This window comes from Ensifer sp. ENS02 (assembly GCF_014851885.1).
Taxonomy (GTDB): Bacteria; Pseudomonadota; Alphaproteobacteria; order Rhizobiales; family Rhizobiaceae; genus Ensifer; species Ensifer adhaerens.
In genome coordinates this window covers 288327-302401 of the sequence record NZ_JACVAO010000006.1, presented here as the reverse complement: position 1 = coordinate 302401, position 14075 = coordinate 288327, and the positions used below count along the sequence as shown (strand labels likewise).

Annotated in this window: 12 protein-coding genes and 1 pseudogene; 7 read left to right on the top strand and 6 right to left on the bottom strand. The window is 63.1% G+C overall.

Annotated elements, in window-relative coordinates; genetic code table 11:
- Positions 1-89: 89 nt before the first annotated feature.
- Entirely contained in the window at positions 90-830 is a 741-nt protein-coding gene (locus tag IB262_RS15130; RefSeq protein ID WP_034801035.1) for an autoinducer binding domain-containing protein, read from the bottom strand.
- A gap of 195 nt (positions 831-1025) precedes the next feature.
- Positions 1026-1844, bottom strand: a complete 819-nt coding sequence (locus IB262_RS15125) for an IclR family transcriptional regulator (RefSeq protein WP_060516565.1) — start codon at positions 1842-1844, stop codon at positions 1026-1028.
- 154 nt (positions 1845-1998) lie between these two features.
- Here IB262_RS15125 and IB262_RS15120 point away from each other — a divergent pair, with 154 nt between their 5' ends.
- From IB262_RS15120 to IB262_RS15100, 5 genes are all read left to right on the top strand, one after another.
- The gene (locus IB262_RS15120; RefSeq protein ID WP_192370695.1) at positions 1999-2769 is read left to right on the top strand and encodes an SDR family oxidoreductase; all 771 of its coding nucleotides are present in this window, start codon (positions 1999-2001) and stop codon (positions 2767-2769) included.
- Positions 2769-3686, top strand: a complete 918-nt coding sequence (locus IB262_RS15115) for a 2-dehydro-3-deoxygalactonokinase (protein WP_060584091.1) — start codon at positions 2769-2771, stop codon at positions 3684-3686. Before IB262_RS15120 ends, IB262_RS15115 begins: the two co-directional genes overlap by 1 nt.
- A 15-nt stretch (positions 3687-3701) precedes the next feature.
- A complete protein-coding gene (locus IB262_RS15110) occupies positions 3702-4337 on the top strand; it encodes a 2-dehydro-3-deoxy-6-phosphogalactonate aldolase (RefSeq protein ID WP_112975945.1) in 636 nt (211 codons plus the stop codon).
- Positions 4337-5221, top strand: coding sequence for an SMP-30/gluconolactonase/LRE family protein (locus IB262_RS15105; protein ID WP_192370693.1), 885 nt, complete (start codon positions 4337-4339; stop codon positions 5219-5221). The genes IB262_RS15110 and IB262_RS15105 overlap by 1 nt, the downstream gene beginning before the upstream one ends.
- Before the next feature lie 96 nt (positions 5222-5317).
- Positions 5318-7042, top strand: coding sequence for an IlvD/Edd family dehydratase (locus IB262_RS15100; RefSeq protein WP_192370691.1), 1725 nt, complete (start codon positions 5318-5320; stop codon positions 7040-7042).
- A gap of 63 nt (positions 7043-7105) precedes the next feature.
- Here the strand turns inward: IB262_RS15100 and IB262_RS15095 are convergent, their stop codons facing one another.
- A complete protein-coding gene (locus IB262_RS15095) occupies positions 7106-8200 on the bottom strand; it encodes a hypothetical protein (RefSeq protein WP_192370689.1) in 1095 nt (364 codons plus the stop codon).
- A 357-nt stretch (positions 8201-8557) separates the two neighbouring features.
- On the opposite strand from IB262_RS15095, the gene IB262_RS15090 reads away from it, so the two are divergent.
- A complete protein-coding gene (locus tag IB262_RS15090) occupies positions 8558-9196 on the top strand; it encodes a PRC-barrel domain-containing protein (RefSeq protein WP_110818504.1) in 639 nt (212 codons plus the stop codon).
- 75 nt (positions 9197-9271) lie between these two features.
- Here IB262_RS15090 and IB262_RS15085 read toward each other — a convergent pair.
- Both IB262_RS15085 and IB262_RS15080 read right to left on the bottom strand, forming a co-directional pair.
- Positions 9272-9838, bottom strand: a pseudogene (locus tag IB262_RS15085) (N-methylproline demethylase); the annotation flags it as partial.
- A gap of 85 nt (positions 9839-9923) precedes the next feature.
- Positions 9924-11474, bottom strand: coding sequence for a trimethylamine methyltransferase family protein (locus tag IB262_RS15080; protein ID WP_110818589.1), 1551 nt, complete (start codon positions 11472-11474; stop codon positions 9924-9926).
- Positions 11475-11566: 92 nt separating this feature from the next.
- Between IB262_RS15080 and IB262_RS15075 the strand changes: the two genes are divergently transcribed.
- Positions 11567-12505 carry a LysR substrate-binding domain-containing protein gene (locus IB262_RS15075; RefSeq protein WP_060584079.1) on the top strand — a complete coding sequence of 313 codons (939 nt, stop codon included), beginning with the start codon at positions 11567-11569 and terminating at the stop codon, positions 12503-12505.
- Positions 12506-12511: 6 nt separating this feature from the next.
- On the opposite strand, the gene IB262_RS15070 is transcribed toward IB262_RS15075, so the two are convergent.
- Positions 12512-13858, bottom strand: a complete 1347-nt coding sequence (locus IB262_RS15070; RefSeq protein ID WP_246802652.1) for an EAL domain-containing protein — start codon at positions 13856-13858, stop codon at positions 12512-12514.
- Positions 13859-14075: the final 217 nt, after the last annotated feature.

Genomic DNA, 14075 nt, shown 5'->3' with positions numbered 1-14075 from the left:
AATCCCTGCCGCTTCGACCCAAAAGTCTGTGTATTTCCCCTCGTGAAGGCCGATATTGCCATCAGCTCGCGCGCGACGCGTGCCGGCGATCAGTTGATCAACCCGGCGCGCACGGCCTTTGCGACGGTCTGAACGCGATTGACCGAATCCAGCTTGCGCGTTGCCCGGTTGAGGTAGTGGTTGACGGTATATTCGGACAGCGCCAGAATTTTCGCCATTTCACTGGTGGTCTTGCCGGCGGCCGCCCAGCGCAGGCACTCGACCTCGCGGCGTGAAAGGCTTCCCGCACCGCGCTTGTCGCGATCGCGCACCTCCATGTATTTGCTGTAGAGCACGCCGGCCCAAAGGTTGAGCTCCTGAAGCTCGTCATTGGAAACCACGGGACGGTCGCCGCCAAAGGCGATCGCGGCGCGGTGGCCGCTCGCATCGTGCACCGGCAGATAGAGGCCGCGCGGCATGTTCGCCTGCTCGAAGACGCAGACCGCCGCATCGCCCTTGCCGTCGGCTCGGCGGCGCGCAAGCTGGTGCGCGTCGTAGGTAAAGGGGATGGTGCTGCGCCGAAGCCGCTGGATCACCGGGCTGCCATTGATCAAGCCGGCACTGTCATAGCCTTTGAGAAAGGCGGCCGGGTAGTTCGTCATCAAGGCGTTGACGGACAGGCTGTTGCTCTCCGTTTCCGGAATGGCAAGCACCAGGAAACCACGGAAACCGTAGGAATCCGCAACCTGGGCGATCACGCGCCTGATATCCTCTTCGCAACAAATCGGCCCACGGATGGTTCGCCCATCAGGAAGCGCCAACGCCGACAAATTCGCGCTGAAATCAATCATCTTCCGCCCTTCTCCACATCCGGTTCCATGCGGGAACCGGCCGCTGACGCCGCATGAAGATCACGTCAAAAATTTATACCAATACCAAAAACGAACCAGACTAAGACCATCCACGAACCTGAGTCTGATATATTAAAGCTATCGAGCGAGACGCGCCACGTCCAGTCGATGTTTCTAATTTACCGTAAAGTGAATTCAAGGTCCACCACGGCCGGGCCCAAGACGGATCGCCGCGTCCTCGCCAACCGCTTGCGCCGCTGCCCGAACCGCTGCCGCCCAGGCCGACAATTGCTCCATGGTCACCCGATAGGCGGGCCCGGTTACCGACAGGCCGGCCGCAAGTTCGCTGCCGGGAATGAGGATAGGTGCTGCAACGCAGCGGATCTCCGTCTCATGTTCCTCGCGGTCGAAAGCGTGGCCGTCGCGCCGGATTTCCTCGATCTCCGCCAGCAAGGTGGCAGCCGAGCGATGGGTGTGCGGCGTGAAGGCGTGAAACTCGGTTCGGGCCAAAATACCTTCCAACTCCGGCTGTCCAAGCAAGGACAGCGCCGCCTTGCCGATGCCGGTGCAATAGGCCGGCGACGCCTTGCCGATCTGCGAACTCATGCGCACCGTCTGGCGGCTTTCTACCTTGTCGACATAGACGATCTCGGTCTCGCGCAGAATGCCGAGATGCACGGTCTCACCGGTCAGTTCGTGCAATCGCTGCAGGTGAGGCTCGGCAACGTCGCGAAAGCGATTGGCGGACCAGGAACGATAGGCCAGCGTCAGCAGCCGAAGGCCAGGCTCATAGGAGAGGTCGCGGCGCTGGATCAGCAGTCCTTCCTCGACCAGATGGCTGAGCAGCCGGTACAACGTGCCGCGCGGCTGGCCGGACCGGGCGAGAATATCTGTAAAGCGCTGCGGGCCATCGGCGGTGACCACCGCTTCCAGGACGGTGATTGCCTTGCCGAGCGTGCCCGTGCCAGCCTCCGCACGCACTTCGTCCCCTCCGCCTGCCGCTTCACCCGTCATCGTCGCTCGCTTGTTTGTTTCCGATTGCAGTCGCGCGATCGGGCGCGCGACCTTGACAAGGTAGACGCTTCGACGTGATAATTCCATATAATAAAATCAAGTTCCAAATAATGGAACAACTCTTCACCATAGGACTGATCGGGGATACAGGAATATGCCGGTGCCGAAGGCACAATTTCATGATCTCAAAGACCGCGCGGTGCTGGTCACCGGTGGCGGTTCCGGCATTGGCGCAGCGCTTGTAGAGGGCTTCGTCGACCAGGGTGCACGGGTGGCCTTCGTCGATATCGACGAGAGGGCAAGCCTCGACCTCGTCGAAAGGCTCGCCATCAAGGCAAGCACGGCACCGGTCTATATTCCCGCCGACTTGCGCGACATCGAAGCGGTAAAAAAGGCCGCGCAGACTGCGGCGGCCGCTCTCGGCGCGATCCACGTGCTCGTCAACAATGCGGCGCGCGACGATCGCCAACCACTCGAAAGCGTAACCGAAGAGAGCTGGGACGAGAGCCAGGCGGTCAACCTCAGGCACCTCTTCTTCATGAGCCAGGGGGTTGCGCCGCATATGCGCGAAGCCGGCGGCGGGTCGATCGTCAATTTCTCGTCGATCGCCTATCTGCTCAACATGGCCGAAATCCCGGCCTATGCGACGGCGAAAGCCGCGATCGTCGGCCTGACCAAATCGCTCGCCGGAAAGCTCGGCCAGGACAACATCCGCGTCAACGCGATCCTGCCCGGCATGATCGTCACCGAGCGCCAGAAACGGCTGTGGCTGAGCGACGCGGCAATCGCCGGCATGCAGGAACGGCAGTGCCTGAAGCGCAGCCTCACCGCCGACGATCTCGTCGGCCCTTGCCTTTTTCTCGCGTCGGCGTGCTCGTCGGGCATGACCGCGCAAACAATGATCATCGATGGAGGCGCACTTTGATGACGGCAGCCTATTATGCCGCAGTCGACTGGGGAACCACGAGTTTCCGGCTGTGGATCATCGGCGAGGACGGCTCGGTGCTCGCCGAGCGCCGAAGCGGCGAAGGCATGACCACGGCCAACAAGGCCGGGTTCCATGCGATCCTCGAAAAGCACCTGGTCGCCGTCGATGCGCCAGGCCACCTGCCGGCGATCATCTGCGGCATGGCCGGCGCCAAGCAGGGTTGGGTCGAGGCCGGCTATCTCGATACGCCGGCCGCGCTCGCCGATATCGCCTCCCATGCCGTGGCAGTGCCGGATCTCGATCGCGACATCCGTATCCTGCCGGGTCTGGCGCAGCGTGATCGGCGGCACCCGGATGTGATGCGCGGCGAGGAGACGCAATTGCTCGGCGCGGCAAGCGACCTCGGTCGCGGTCTACATCTCGTCTGCATGCCGGGCACACACAGCAAATGGGTGCGGCTCGAAGACGGCGCCGTCAGCGGCTTTTCCACCTTCATGACCGGCGAATTGTTCGACGTGATCTCCAAGCACTCGATCCTCAGCCACTCGATCGCCGACGCGCATGCGTTTACCGGCGATCATCCCGCCTTTGCGGCGGCGGTGGCCGAGGCACGCACAAATCCGGCGCTCGCCACCAGCCTGATCTTCGGCGCGCGCTCAGGCCAATTGCTGCACGGCGCAAGCGCGACCGACGCCAAGGCATTGCTGTCGGGCACGCTGATCGGCCTGGAGATCGCCGGCGCGCTGGCTTCAGCCAAGACGATCGACAGCATCTGCCTCGTCGCCTCCGGATCCCTTGGTACGCTTTATCAGGCCGCGCTCGAAAGCCTCGACTGCCCTCTTCAGGTGGTCGATGCCGACACGGCCGTCCGCTCCGGCCTTTCGACCGCCGCCCAGGCGATCTGGCCCCTCTGAACGAAAGACACGCTCATGACCCGCATTCCCTTTCCGTCGATGAAGTACCCGCTGATCGCGATCCTGCGCGGCCTCAAGCCCGAGGAAACCGCAGGCGTCGTTGGTGCCCTGATCGAGACCGGCTTCTCCGCGATCGAGATCCCGCTGAATTCACCCGATCCGTTCCGCTCGATTGAGACGGCCGTGAAGATGGCGCCCGAGGGATGCCTGATCGGCGCCGGCACGGTGCTGACGACGGCACAGGTAGAACAACTCGCCGATGTCGGCGGCCGCCTGATGGTGAGCCCCAATGTCGAGCCGGCGGTGATTTCTCTCGCCGCCAAAAAGGGCATGGTGACCATGCCCGGCGTGCTCACCCCGACCGAGGCGCTTTCGGCCGCGGCGGCGGGCGCCACCGGCCTCAAGTTCTTCCCGGCAAGCGTGCTCGGCCCGTCCGGCATCACCGCGATCCGCGCGATCCTGCCGCCGGAGCTGGAAATCGCTGCCGTCGGTGGCGTTTCGGACGCGAATTTCGGCGACTATGCCAAGGCCGGCATCCGCAGCTTCGGTCTTGGTTCCAGCCTCTACAAGCCCGGCATGAGCGCGGCTGAAGTGCGCGAGCGCGCCGTTGCCACCATCAAGGCCTACGACGCCGTCTACGGAGCGCGCTGATGAGCGACACCATCCCCTTCTCCGGCAGCATTCTCTGCGAAGCGACGTCGATCCTCGGCGAAGGTCCGACCTATGACCCGGCCACCGGCACCGCCTGGTGGTTCAACATCAAGGGCCAGGAACTGCATGAACTGCACCTAGAAAGCGGGCGCAAGACCGTGCACGCCCTACCCTTCCTCGGCAGCGTGCTCGCCGTCATCGATCCGACCCGGCAGCTGATCGCCTCCGACCAGGGCCTCTTCATCAGGGATACGCGGACCGGTGCCTTCAGCCTGCTGACCACGCTTGAGGACGAACCCATCAATCGCTCGAACGACGGCCGGGTTCATGCGTCCGGTTCGCTCTGGATCGGCACCATGGGCCGCAGCGCCGAAAAGGGCTCCGGCGCGATCTATCACGTCGCCGGCAGCAAGGTGACGAAGCTCTATGCCGCCATCACCATTCCCAACAGCATCTGCTTCTCGCCGGATGGAACCGTCGCCTATTTCGTCGATACCGACATCAATCACCTGATGCGCGTCGATCTCGACGCCGCGACCGGGCTGCCGAAAGGCGAACCGAGCCTGCTCGTCGACGGCAGTGGCGAAGCTGGCGGCATCGACGGCTCCGTGTGCGATGCCGACGGTCTGATCTGGAACGCCCGCTGGGGCAGTGGCACGGTCGATGTCTACCGCCCCGACGGCGCGCGCATCGCGCGCTACGCCGTGCCGACGGGCCAACCGAGCTGTACCGCCTTCATCGGAGCGAAGGCCGATCGCATGCTGGTGACATCCGCCTGGCAGGACATGGACGAGGCAACGCGTGCGGCGGACCCGCATGCCGGCAAGACCTTCGATCTCGGCGTCAGCGTCAAGGGCCGGTTCGAACCGTCTTTCCGTCTCTGACCGGAAATTCTTGGCCGAGTAACTCTTGGCGAAGCGCCAATAAAAAGTCATACAATTCAGCCACGCGTTTGATCGCATGGTGAGGAGGAAGCTCGCATGAGCGACAAGAAGAAAGAACTGCGCAGCCGTCACTGGTACGGCGGCACCGACAAGGATGGGTTTATCCATCGCTCCTGGATGAAGAACCAGGGATTTCCGGACCACGTATTCGACGGCCGCCCGATTATCGGCATTTGCAACACCTGGTCGGAACTCACGCCCTGCAACAGTCATCTGCGCATTCTGGCAGAGGGCGTGAAGCGTGGCGTGTGGGAGGCCGGCGGTTTCCCGGTCGAGTTCCCGGTGTCTTCGCTCGGCGAGACGCAGATGCGCCCGACCGCGATGCTCTTTCGCAATCTGCTCGCCATGGATGTCGAAGAGGCGATCCGCGCCTATGGCATCGACGGCGTGGTGCTGCTCGGCGGCTGCGACAAGACAACCCCCGGCCAGTTGATGGGTGCGGCGTCGGTCGACCTGCCGACGATCGTCGTCTCCTCCGGCCCGATGCTGAACGGCAAGTGGAAGGGCAAGGACATCGGCTCCGGCACGGATGTCTGGAAGTTCTCCGAGGCCGTACGCGCCGGTGATATGAGCATGCAGGAATTCATGGCGGCAGAAAGCGGCATGTCGCGCTCACCGGGTGTGTGCATGACGATGGGCACGGCCACCACCATGGCGTCGATCGTCGAGGCGATGGGCCTGTCGCTGCCGACCAATGCGGCGCTGCCGGCCGTCGACGCCCGCCGCATGGCGCTGTCGCACATGACCGGCAAACGCATCGTCGAGATGGTGCATGAAGACCTGCGCCTGTCGAAAGTGCTGACCAAGAAGAATTTCGAGAACGGCATCATTGCCAACGCCGCCGTCGGCGGTTCGACCAATGCCGTCGTGCACATGCTGGCGATCGCCGGCCGCGCCGGCGTTGATCTCTGTCTTGAGGATTTCGACCGCGTCGGCAGCCAGGTGCCGTGCATCGTCAACTGCATGCCGTCCGGCAAGTATCTGATCGAAGACCTCGCCTATGCAGGCGGCCTGCCGGCGGTGATGAACCGCATACAGCATCTGCTGCATGCCGACGCGCCGACAGTCTTCGGCGTGCCGATCAGCAAATACTGGGAAGATGCCGAAGTCTACAACGACGACGTCATCCGCCCGCTCGACAATCCGCTGCGGGCTGCCGCCGGCATTCGCGTGCTCAAGGGCAACCTTGCCCCGAACGGCGCCGTCATCAAGCCGTCGGCCGCAAGCGAGCATCTCCTCGTCCATGAAGGTCCGGCCTATGTCTTCGAGACGATCGAGGAGCTGAAGGCAAAGATTGACGATCCGGACCTGCCGGTGACCGAAGACACGATCCTTGTGCTCAAGGGCTGCGGACCCAAGGGCTATCCGGGAATGGCCGAGGTCGGCAACATGCCGATCCCGCGGCGCCTCGTCGAAAGGGGCGTGCGCGACATGGTGCGCGTGTCCGACGCCCGCATGTCCGGTACCGCCTTCGGCACCGTGGTCCTGCATGTCAGCCCGGAATCGAATGCCGGCGGGCCGCTCGCCATCGTCAAGACCGGCGACCGTATCCGCCTCGACGCGATGAAGGGCGAGCTCAACCTGATGATCAGCGAGGAAGAGTTTGCGACGCGCATGGCCGCCTGGCAGGCGCCGCCGCCGAAATGGACCCGCGGCTACTACAAGCTCTACCAGGACACGGTGCTACAGGCCGACAAGGGTGCGGACCTCGACTTCCTCGTCGGCGGCAGCGGCAGCGAAGTGCTGCGCGAAAGCCACTGACGGCTTCGGACGCAGTTCGAGGCAGACGCGTTTCAAATACCCCGCCCGTCAGGCGGGGTATTTTTATCCGGCCAGGGGACGGGAGCCCAACGGCGAAAGCCTTGCGGCCGGCGAACGCAGTCGCGACCAGGTTTCAAAGCCGTAGATGGCGAGCCCGAGCGCAATGAAAAACTCCTTGTACTCGGTCGGGTCCCAAAGGCGCACGAGCGTGGAAGCCTGGAGAATGAACAGCTCCTGGATCGCGACGATCAGAATGGCGCCTGCCGTCAGCACGATGAACTCGCGCCAGTGCCCTGCCCTCAGCGCGATATCGGCAACCATCAGCAGTATGATCACGGTCATCATCACCATCATCTGCGTCGGCAACATGCTCCAGTTGTCGCTGTTGAAGGCGGCCATCGGGGCGCTTGCCGCCAGCACCAGCACGCTCGGCGCAAAAGCATCGAGCCGACCAAGGCTGATGCTCTTGCGCAGATAGAGCCAGACGAAGGGCGCCAGCGTCAAAAGGAAGAAGCTGCCGGTGTAGTAGAGCAGTTCCGAGAAGCCGGTGGAGATGTTGTGCAGGTTCAATTCCTGCTGCTTGTTGAGCGCGAGCAGGCCCTCCGGCGTGGCGATACCGAAGACGCGCTGCATCCAGGATATCTCCTCCATGCCGACCACGAAGAAGCAAAGCGCCAGAAGCGCTGCAAAAGCCGCGGCCATCCAGGCGCGACGTCCCATTCCTGAACGGACCACGCGCAGTTGCCCGACGGCAGCAAACGCAAAGAAACCGCTGGCGATGAAGATCAGCAGGGCAGAGGCCCATTCGACCAGGCCGTCTTCACGCGCCAGAAGGCTGAAACCGAGGGGATCGGCAACGAACACCAGCGCCATCAGCACGGCGAGCATCCAGCCGGCGACACAAAGCCCAAGCTCGCGGCCGGACGCCAGCCGCAGCTCCGGCGCGCCCAGCCAGGCGGCATCGCGGGTAAAGCCCTGAACAGCCGCGAGCGACAGGCTCAGAGCCACCCAGGCATGCCAGAGATTGTAGGGCTCGACGCCAGGAACCCGTTCCGAAAAATAGCGCAGCCCAAAAAGATTGCGCTCGATCAGAACAAGGCCGGCCATCGCCAGAACGGAGAGCAAGGAAACAGAAAGAAAGCGGCGCGGCAAAAACATCGTGAAAACCATCCCGGGATAACAGGGTGACGACGCTGCGCGCTATTTCCTGCCATCTGCCAAGTATCGACAAGAACGCTCAAGAATTCATGAATGGCACAAAGTACATAATTGATCACTAAAATACATATATTCGAAAACCAAAATACATGTCCGCGCGAGATTGCCGACAATCCTTGGAAAATCGCGGCGGAGGGTCACGTTCAGCGGCAACGGACCTTTCGACCTGAAACTTTGACTATTTTTTCCGGAACCGTTCGGGCTCCCGGGCGTTGACACCATATCACCGGCGCGGTGGACCTGGCGGCAGAAGCCAGGCCGCGCCCTGATCGAAACGTCAAGGAAAGGCAGTTTGAGATGATCAAGAAACTCGTAACAACCGTCGCAGCCGGCGCGCTCTTCGCGGGTCTTACTGTCGCCCCGGTGGCTTTCGCGCAGGACGCAACCAAGCCGATGGAACAGCCGCAGACGATGCAGCCGGCGCAGCCCGCCCCGGACGCCATGGCTCCGGCCGATCAGGCTGAAACGAAACCGCCGATCACGGAAACCAAGACCGCTGATGTGGCGCAATCGGACGCCACCTATCTGACCGAGCAGGCAAGCGACCAGATCGCAGCCAGCACCTATATCGGCCAGAGCGTCTACAATGCCGGTGACGAAAGCATCGGCGAGATCAACGACCTGATCATGAAGAAGGATGGCGGCGTGGAAGCGGCCGTAATCGGTGTCGGCGGCTTCCTGGGTCTCGGTGAAAAGGACGTAGCGGTTCCGTTTGATCGCATCACGATCGCCGAGCAGCCCAACACGGACAAGCTGAAGCTGACGACCACCGAAACCGCCGATACGCTGAAGGCGGCTCCGGAGTTCAAGACGAAGGCACAGCAGGTTGCCGAACAGAACGCCAACCAGCCGGTTGACACGTCGACGACCTCTTCGACCACGACTACTGCACCGGCACAGCCGATGCAGCAGGGTACCGAACAGCCGCAGCAGTAACGTCGTAGCATTCCAAGCTGTTCAGTACGCCTTCCAACGGGCGGCGGTGCCAGGCATCGCCGCCTTGGCTTTGCGTCAGACGAGCACTCCGTCGCGTTGGGCATCGTAAATGCCCCCGTGGATGTTGCGGCTGGCGACGGCATCGCCGATGCGGAACATGTCGAAGCGGGCATCGAGGTTTTTCTGCGGGGTGGGGTTCTCACCGCGAAGCAGTGCCTTGTAATCGACGCCCCCCAGCTTGCGTGAAAGCGGCTTCAGTTCACGATAGAGGTCGTCCATCGGCACCGTGCCATGCTCGACCACCAGTGGCGCGACGCGCCCCTTGATCGTTGCCTTGTCCGAAAAATCGGAACCGAGCGTCGCAACAAGGCCATTGCACTCCCGCCGAACGGATTTCACCCGCGTGTTGATCGTCACCCGGACATTGTGTTCGGCAAAGGCGGTCGCATAGGGCACATGGTTCATGCCCGCGACCTCGGGCGCGAACATGCGCTCGGGCGAGACGATCTCGAGCGCGCCGCCGCCGCGCGCGATCAGCTCGGCCGCCATCATGCCGCTATAGGCGCCGTTGTCGTCATAGAGCGGCCCCTCCGGCTTCACCGTCCCGGCGATGATATCCCAGCTCGACACGACGAGGTCGTCGGCTCAGGCGGTAAGACTGCAGCAGCGGATCTTTCGACGATGTCGTTTCCTGTTCCTTGAAAGGCGACCGAGAATGCCGGCTTCGTCAGTACCAAGCATCCGCCATGCTCTCCTTGCGGCGCGTGACATAATCGATCAGCGCCTCGTCAAGCGCCACATCCAGCGGCGGCGCTTCATATTCGGCAAGCGTCTTCTTCCAGGCGCGGTTGGCACGCGTCGCCATGTCGGTCTCGCCCTCCTCAACCCATTTCTCGAAGGGCTCGTTGTCCGAAAGGGCCGAATCCCAGAAGGCGGTCTGGTAGTTGCGCATGGTGTGGTCGCAGCCGAGGAAATGGCTGCCGGGACCGACCTGCAGGAAGGCGTCCATGGCCAGCGTGTTGTCGTCGACGACCACGCCGGCAAGATAGGAATGCAGCGCGCCGCAGAAGTCGGTGTCCATAACGAACTTCTCGTAGGACATGGCGAGCAGCCCATCGACGAAGCCGGCGGAATGCAGGATGAAATTCGCGCCGCAATGCACCGCCGAGAGCATCGACATCGCGCCTTCCTGCATCGCCTGTGCATCCGGCAGCTTCGAATTGGAGAAATTGCCGGCACAGCGCAGTGGCAGGCCGAGCCGGCGCGCAAGCTGGCCGACGACCATGCTGCCGATCGCCGGTTCCGGCGTGCCGAAGGTGGGCGAGCCCGAGCGCAGCGACATGGACGACAGGAAATTGCCGAAAATGACCGGGGCGCCCTTGCGCTCCAGCTGGGTCAGCGCACAGCCGGCAAGCGTCTCGGCATAGGACTGGGCGATGGCGCCGGCATTGGTGACCGGCCCCATGGCGCCGCCAAGGATGAAGGGCACAATGACCGCGGCCTGGTTTGCCCGCGCATAGGCGCGCAGCGACTTCGTCATCGTCCCGTCCCAGACGAGCGGCGAATTGACGTTGACGTTGCCGAGGATGACGCAGTTGCGATCGACGAAATCGCGACCAAAGAGAATGCGCGCCATCTCGATCGAATCTTCGGCACGGTCTTCCGCCGTGATCGAACCCATGAAGGCGCGGTCGGAATATTTGATATGGCTGTAGACCATGTCGAGGTGGCGCTTGTTGACCGGCACATCGACCGGCTCGCAGATCGTGCCGCCGGAATGGTGCAGCCAGGGGCTCGACTGCGCCAGCTTGATCAGGTTGCGGAAGTCCTCGATCGTGCCGTAGCGCCGGCCCTTGTCGAGGTCCATGACGAAGGGCGAGCCATAGGCCGGCGAGAAGACGACGTTGTTGCCGCCGATCTCGACATTGCGCGCCGGATTGCGGGCATGCTGGGTAAACTGGTGCGGCGCCGAGGCGACGATTTCCTTCAGCATGCCCGGTTCGAAGGTCACCCGGACGCCGTCGACCTTCGCGCCGGCCCTTCGCCAGTAATCGAGAGAAACCGGGTCGTCGCGAAACTCGATGCCGACTTCGGCAAGGATTCGATCGGCAATCGCTTCGATCCGAAGCAGGCTTTCCTCGCCGAGGATATCATAAGTCGGAATGTTTCTGGTGATGTAGGGAACACCGAGGCTGCGTCCTGCGCCCTCGCGCCGGTTCGGCCGTGTACCGCGTGTCCGTCTCGGTGCCGCCGCGTCCGTTGCCAGTGCCGTATCCATGCCCATAACCTCCCATCATCTCAGATGATGCTATGGGAGAAGAATTCCACTGTAACGCTGGAAAAATTCGATCCATGCTATAAGCGAGGTTTATGGAAAACCTGCGCCGCCTGCTCCCGTCCGCCGCAAGCCTCATCGTGTTCGAGGCAGCCGGCCGCCACCAGAACTTCACCCGTGCTGCCAACGAGCTCGGCATGACCCAGGCTGCCGTCTCCTACGCCGTGCGCGGTCTTGAGGAACAGCTGGGCGTGCCGCTGTTTCATCGCGTGCACCGCGCGGTCGAGCTGACGGAAGCGGGCGAGAAGTTTCATGCCGACGTCTCCGTCGGCCTGTCGCGCATCCAGAAGTCGGCCGAAGACATTCGCGCAAAGGGCCGCGAGACCAACGTGACGCTCGCGGCCTCCACCGCCTTTGCCTCGATGTGGATGCTGCCGCGCCTCAACCGCATGCGCGAGGACCTGCCGGAAATCGATCTCCGGATCCAGACCAGCGTGCGCGACCTCGATCTGGAGGAAGAGCCGATCCCGCTCGGCATCCGCGGCGGCGACCCAAGCCATTGGCCGCGTTACCATGCCGCCCTGCTCGCCGACGAGGTGGTCAACGCGGTCGCCACACCCGCCTATATCGAGCGGCACGGCTTGCCGAAAACGGCCGCCGACCTGCCACGCCACAACCTCATCCACCTGGAAGAGCCGGTCCGACGCGCCTGCGACTGGACCGAGTGGTTTGCGAGCGCCGGTCTTGCCTATCCCAAACAGGCCCGCCGGCTTTCGATCAACGACTATGTCCTGGTGATCCAGGCGGTGCTATCCGGCGAAGGCGTGGCGCTCGGCTGGGAACACTTGATCTATCCGCAGATCCGCTCGGGCGCGCTGGTCCCGGTCGCCGGACACGTGCTGAAGACGGGCCTTGCCTTCTACGTCGTCTGGCCGAGATCGCGCGAACTGAATGCGCAGGCCAAAAGGGTGCGTGACTGGCTGCTGGATGAGGGGCGGCGCGACCGCGCAGCGATGTCCGGCGCCGAGGACTAACCCGGATCAGGCCTGGGCGGGAAGATCGCGGTAGCGATCGGCAAGATAGCGCATCGTCGCCACCGCATCGGCGGGCTTTCCGTAGAAGTAGCCCTGCCCCAGTCCGCAGCCGAGCGCCTTCAGTTTCAGGGCTTCGGAAAAATCCTCGATGCCTTCGGCGACGACTTCGAGCTCAAGCCCCTCGCACATCGACACGATCGCCTTGATGATATGCTCCGAGGCACGATCGGCAGAAATGCGCGAGACGAAGGCCCGGTCGATCTTGACCTTGTCGAAGGAGAAGTCGCGTAGCCGGCCAAGGCTCGACTGGCCCGTGCCGAAGTCGTCGAGCGAGACGCGGACGCCGGCGGCGCGCAGTTCCGCAACGATCTTCTGGGCGATATCCGCATCGGCCATGACGGCCGTTTCGGTGATTTCCAGCTCCAGGCGCCGCGGGTCGAGGCCGATCTGGGTGATGATCGACAGCAGGCGCCGGCTGGTGGTCGGATCCGTGAGCTGCGCCGAGGAGAGATTGAAGGAGAGGAAGAGCTCCTTCGGCCAGGAAAGCGCGGCATGGGCTGCCTTGCGCAGCAGGACCTCGGCGAGCGAATCGATGAAACCACGCTCTTCGGCGAGCGGCACGAACACCGCCGGCGAGACATAGCCGAGATCGGCATCGCACCAGCGCGCCAAGGCCTCGAAGCCGACAACCGCGTCGTTGCGCAGATCGACGATCGGCTGGAAGTGCACGTCAACCTCGTTGGCGATGATGGCGTTGCGCAGCGCTTGCTCAAGCTGCGTCGCGCGCTTCATCTCCTGGGCGATCTCCTGCGAGTAGACGGTGATCTGCCCGCGGCCGCGGCGCTTCGAGCGATAAAGCGCGGTATCGGCGCTTTTCAGGAGGTCCTCGAATACCTCTCCGGCAAAGGGATAAACGGCGAAACCGAAGGAGGCGGACAGACGAACGTGACGGTCGCCGAGATCGAAGGGGGCCGACAGCACCTCCTTCAGCATCTGTCCGATCTTCTCGGCGCCCTTGCGCTCGAAGATCAGCGGCAACACGAAGGCAAATTCATCGCTGTCGAAACGGATGATCGTGGCACCCTCGGGCGCGCAGGCCTTCAGGCGATAGGCCACCTGGCAGAGGATCTCGTCGCCCGCTTCCGGTCCGAACAGGTCATTGATCGGCTTGAAACCATCGATATTGGCAAGGCCGATGGTGAACGGAGCCGGGTCACTGGCACGCTCCTCGGCGAGATCAAGGACACACTGGCGCAGGCAACGGGCGTTGCCGAGCCCGGTCAGTTGATCGACATCACCCCGGGCCGCAGGCGCCTCGCGGCCAACACGGTGGTAAGGTGTTTCCGCTGTCATCATCGCCGTCCCCCACTCATCTGGCAGGGATGGCGTGCGATCGAGCCCGCCGCCAGCGTGCGCCACGACGCAAACCGGCTGTGTCTTTCCGACACGACCGGGGCTTGGGCAACGAGGTGGATGCGAGGCATACGGATGGGGCTCTACACTTTAGCGGCAATTCGGGGCAGACGATCGCAATCGGCGGTTAACAATCCGATATCGTGCCGCTCCAAGA